5 protein-coding genes are annotated in these 4,986 nt (G+C 75.5%); all 5 read right to left on the reverse strand.

The features are described 5' to 3' along the window. Positions 1-518, reverse strand: a 518-nt coding sequence (locus tag K6U79_11000; GenBank protein ID MCL6522879.1) for a Ku protein, incomplete at its 3' end; no start/stop codon positions are given. A 54-nt stretch (positions 519-572) separates the two neighbouring features. After that, positions 573-1,151 (reverse strand): SMC-Scp complex subunit ScpB, encoded by a 579-nt coding sequence (scpB, locus tag K6U79_11005; GenBank protein ID MCL6522880.1) that lies wholly within the window; start codon positions 1,149-1,151, stop codon positions 573-575. Next, complete coding sequence (locus K6U79_11010) at positions 1,148-1,954, reverse strand: segregation/condensation protein A (GenBank protein ID MCL6522881.1); 807 nt, start codon at positions 1,952-1,954, stop codon at positions 1,148-1,150. The genes scpB and K6U79_11010 overlap by 4 nt, the downstream gene beginning before the upstream one ends. Then, positions 1,929-3,299: a diaminopimelate decarboxylase gene (lysA, locus tag K6U79_11015; protein ID MCL6522882.1), complete on the reverse strand. Its 1,371-nt coding sequence runs from the start codon at positions 3,297-3,299 to the stop codon at positions 1,929-1,931. The genes K6U79_11010 and lysA overlap by 26 nt, the downstream gene beginning before the upstream one ends. Before the next feature lie 72 nt (positions 3,300-3,371). Then, the coding region (locus K6U79_11020; GenBank protein MCL6522883.1) for a spore germination protein at positions 3,372-4,986 on the reverse strand (1,615 nt) is incomplete at its 5' end.

The raw sequence follows: 4,986 nt of genomic DNA on the forward strand, positions 1-4,986 counted from the left end.
GGCGAGCGGATCTCGTCGGGGTAGAAGAGCGTCTCCAGGGAGAGCGTGCGGCCGTCGCCGGCCACGCGCAGGAGCGCCAGGCGCTCGCGCTCGCGCAGGGCCAGGCGCGCCAGGCCCGCGCGCCCGCTGGCGCGGAGCGCCTCGCGCAAGAGCGCGTAGGCCTTGGCCGGCCCGTCCGGCTCCAGGTAGTAGCCGCGCTGGAAGTGGATGGGGTCGACGGCGGCCGCCTCGACGAAGTCCAGCAGCTCCACGGTCTGGCGCGTCGGCAGGGGCAGCTCCTCCAGCTCCTCGCCGCCCACCTCGACGAACTCGCCCGGAGCCACCTCGTAGGCGCGGGCCAGCTCTTCCGGCGGCACCTCGCGGCCGCAGGTGGGGCAGAACTTGAGGTAGCGGACGGGGGTCGAGCAGGGGCGGTGGAGCTGGCGGAAGTGCGGCGAGCGCTCCTCCACCGCCGCGTAGAGGCGGACGGGGATGCTGACCAGGCCGAAGGCGACGGCTCCCTTCCAGATGCTGCGCACGCTCTCCACCCGGGCGGGGGCGGCGGTTCCGCGCCCGCCCGGGCTCAGCTTGGCCTAGCCGGCCGCGGCGCCATTCGCCCCGCCGCTGGAGGAAGCCGCCGGTAGCTCCAGCTGGCGCCGGCCGCCGCCGTCGCCCCCCCGCTCCAGCTGCGCCCGCAGCGCCTCCGCGCTCTCCAGCCCGAAGTGCTCCAGGAAGCGCCTCGTGGTCGCGTAGAGGATGGGCCGCCCGGGCGCCTCCTTGCGCCCCGCCTCCTCGATGAGGCCGGCCTCCAGCAGCGTGCGCAGCGCGTGCTCGGAGTGGACGCCGCGCAGCTCCTCCACCTGGGCGCGCGTGACCGGCTGGCGGAGCGCCACGATGGCCAGCGTCTCCAGAGCCGCCCGCGAGAGCGAGGGCGGCTCGGCGTCCAGCACCGCCCGCACCGGACCGGCCAGCGACGGGTCGGTCACCAGCCGCCAGCCGCCCGCCACCCGCTCCAACAGGAGGCCGTGGCCCGCCAGAGCCGCCTCCAGCTCGGCGAGCGCCGCCTCCAGCGCGGCCGGCCCCGCCCCCGTGGCGCGGGCCAGCTCCTCCGGGCGGACGGCCCGCGCCGCCGCGAAGAGGATGGCCTCCAGGACCCGTGCCAGCGGGCTCACGGCCCGCCGCCCTCCCCGCCGTCCGCCCTGCCGTCCCCCTCCTCCCCGCGCTCGCCCCGCGGCAGGAAGCGGATCATGATCTCGGCGCCGGGCGCCTCCTGCGTCGCCCCCAGACGACGCAGCTGGACCAGCTCCAGGAGGGCGAGGAAGGTGACCACCACCGCCTCCCGCCGCCCGCGCTCGCGGAAGCAGGCGGAGAAGGGGAGCGAGCCCAGGCGGCGGGCCAGGGCGAGGAGGCGGCGCGCCTCCTGGCGGACGGTCAGCCCCAGCGGCTCGACGCGGACCGGCTCGCGCGCGGTGCTGGCGGCCGCCTGCCAGACCTCGCGGAAGGCGTCGATCAGCCGCTCCAGCGTCAGCCCTTGCAGGACTTCCTCCGGGTCGGGGGGCGCCGGCCGCTCGGGCGCGACCCGGGCGATCAGGTCGCGGCGCGCCTCGGCCCAGGCGCGCAGGCGCTCGGCGGCGTCGCGGAAGGTGCGGTAGCGGCTGACCTGCTCCACCAGGTCGGCCGGCGGCTCCTCCACCCCCTCGCCGCCCTCCTCCTCCGCCGGCGGCTCCGCCTCGGCGGGGGCCGCCTCGGGCAGGAGGGCGCGCGCCTTGAGCGCGAGCAGGCGGGCAGCCACCACGGCGAAGTCACCCGCCTGGTCCGGGTCGAGACGCCCGCCGCCGCGCAGATGGGCCAGGAACTGGTCGGTCACCTCGGCCAGCGAGACCTCGGTGATGTCCAGCTGGCGGCTCTCCAGGAGACGGAGCAGCAGGTCCAGCGGCCCCTCGAACTGCTCAAGGCGCAGTAGCGGCCCGGTCACCGTCGCTCTCCACCCGTCCCTCCAGCCAGGCGGGCACCGCGTCGCGCGCCCACAGCTCCTCCTCCCGCTCCGGGCGGAGCAGCCAGCCGGTCTGGCCGCCGGGTCCCAACGCCAGCACGCCCGGGCGCGGGAAGCGGTTGTAGTTGGAGGCCATGCTCACCTGGTAGGCGCCGGCCACGGGCAGCGCCAGCACGTCGCCCGGCCGCGCCTCGGGGAGGAGCGCCTCCTCCACCAGGAAGTCGCCGCTCTCGCAGTACTTCCCCACCACCCGCACCCGCTCCCTCCCGGGGCGGTCGGCGGCGCCGGCCGCCAGCACCGCGTAGCGGGCGCCGTAGAGGGCGGGGCGGGGGTTGTCGCCCATGCCGCCGTCCACGGCCACGTAGGCGGGCAGGCCGGGAACGCGCTTGACGGCGCCCACCCGGTAGAGCGCCACCATGCTGGGGCCGGCCAGGCTGCGGCCGGGCTCGCAGGTCAGCGCCAGCGGCCCGAGCTCCCGCCGTTCGGCGCCGCGGGCCACGTACTCGCCCAGCCTAGCCAGGGTCGAGGGGACGGGCGGCGCCGGCTGCTCGGGCAGGTAGGTGACGCCGAAGCCGCCGCCGACGTCGATCCGCCGCACCCGATAGCCGCTCCGCTCGCGCAGCTGCGCGGCCAGGTCCAGGAGCAGGTCGGCCGTCTCCAGGTAGGGCTCCAGCTCCAGGATCTGCGAGCCGATGTGGGCGTGGAAGCCCTCCAGGTCGAGCCAGGGGTCGGAGGCGGCGCGCAGCGCCGCCTCCAGCGCCTGGCCGCTGGCCAGGTCGAAGCCGAACTTGGTGTCCTGCTGGCCGGTGCGGACGTAGCTGTGGGTGTGCGCCTCGATGCCGGGCGCCACGCGCAGGAGGAGGGTGACGCGGCGCCCGCGCCGGCCCGCCAGCTCGCCGAGGCGCTCCAGCTCCGGCAGGTTGTCGACCACCAGGTGGCCGACGCCGGTCTCCAGGGCCAGCGCCAGCTCGCGGTCGGACTTGTTGTTGCCGTGGAAGTAGATGCGCGCCGGGTCGAAGCCGGCCAGCAGCGCCGTGCGCAGCTCGCCCGCGGAGACCACGTCCAGGGAGAGGCCTTCCTCGCGGAGGATGCGCACCAGGCCGAGCGAGAGGAAGGCCTTGGCGGCGTAGGCCACCTCGCCGCCCCAGGGTTCCCACGCCTCCCGGAAGAGGCGGCAGCGGCGGCGGAAGACGGACTCCTGGAAGACGTAGAGCGGGGTTCCGAAGCGCTGGGCGAGCTCGACGGCGTCCTGCCCCGCGACGAGGAGCCGGCCGCCCGGCGCCACCGCGAGCTCCCCCCAATCCTCCGGGAACGGCTGGCGCGGCATGCGGTTCCGGTCACTCCCGTCCCATCGACCGAGGGCAAGTCGGCGCCATGCTACCATGCGCGCCCGGGTGGGTCAATTTCGCCGGCCCAGCGGCCGTCGCAGGCGGATCTGCGGCAGGCGCGAGCGCGCGGGCGCCATGGGCGGCTGGCGGTCGGGGTCGACCGGCTCCAGCCGCGCCGGGCGCTGGCGCGTCCGCGGCGCCGGCAGCCGCAGGGCGACGTTGCGCAGCGAGGCCCAGTCGGGCGGCAGGTACGGCCAGAGGTAGGGCACCCCGAAGCTCCGCCCGCGGGCGACCAGCAGGAATTCGGCGATGACGCCGACGGCCAGGCCGTAGGGGCCGCCCGCCCAGACCAGGAGGATGAGGAGGACGCGCATCAGGCGGACCGAGTTGCCCAGCTCCGGGCTGGGCACGGTGAAGGTGCCGACGGCGGCGATGGTGGCGTAGAGGATGGTCTCCGCCGTGAAGAGCCCCACCTGGACCGCCAGCTGGCCGATGAGGACGGCGCCGATGACGCCCAGGGCGGTGGAGAGGGCGTTGGGCGTATGGATGAGCGCCAGGCGGATGAACTCCAGGCCCGCCTCCGCGATGAGGAACTGGGCCGCCAGCGGGAGCACGCCCGGCTTCCTGGGGCCGATCCAGTGCGCCCAGGCGGGCAGCGCCCGGACGTGCGTCGCCAGCACGATCCAGAGCGGGACCAGCAGCCAGGCGGCCACGAGGCCCAGGTAGCGGGCGAAGCGGACGGCGATGCCCGGGATGGTGGGCTCGTGGAACTCCTCGGGGTGCTGCATCAGCTGCGGCAGCGTGGCCGGCAGGAGGAGCGCCACGGGCGAGGTGTCCACGAGCAGGGCGACCTGGCCCTCCAGGAGCTGCGCCGCCACCACGTCGGGCCGTTCGGTGTAGCGCACCTGCGGGAAGGGGAACCAGGCCTGCTCCCGCTTCTCCAGGAACTCCTCCAGGCTGTGCTCGGCCATGGGCAGCGCGTCGATGCGGACGCCGTTCAGCCGTTCCCGGATCTGCTCCACCAGTCCGGGCTGGGTGATGTCCCGGATGTAGAGGAGCGCCACCTGGGTCTGGGAGCGCCGCCCCAGAAAGAAGGTCTCGATGCGCAGGTTCTTGTCCCTGAGGCGCCGCCGGATCAGCGCGGTGTTCCGCACGATGGTCTCGGTGAAGCCGTCCTTGGGGCCGCGCAGCACCTTCTCCAGGTCGGGCTCCGAGGGCGGGCGCTCCGGGTACTTGCGGACATCGATGAGGACGGCCTGCTCCAGCCCGTCGACGAAGAGGACGGCGCCGCCGGAGAGGATCTCCATCATCGCCTGCCCCCAGCGCTCCTCGGCCTGGGCCTCCGAGAAGGGGATGTGCTCGCGGATCAGCGCCTCCGCCTCCAGGCGGCCGTCCCCCGGCTCGGGCGCCTTGAGGAGCGTGCGCACGGTCTGCTGCAGCGTCGGCTGGTCGATGAGGCCGTCGATGCCGACGATCATGGCCTCGCGGCCGGCGACGCGCAGCTCCTCGCGGATGATGTCGAAGCTCTCGCCCAGCTCCTGCTGCAGCACGCGGCGGTTGGTGGCGAGCGAGGCGCTCACCTTCTCCATCGCCCACTCCTTGCCCGCCCCCGGCGTGCCGGTCCCCCCCGAGCCGGCGGCCACGCCGTCCACCCCCCTCTTCCGGCCGTCGCGCTCAGGCCTTGGG

The sequence above is a fragment of the Bacillota bacterium genome, from assembly GCA_023511835.1.
Lineage (GTDB): Bacteria > Bacillota > Sulfobacillia > JAIMAT01 > JAIMAT01 > JAIMAT01.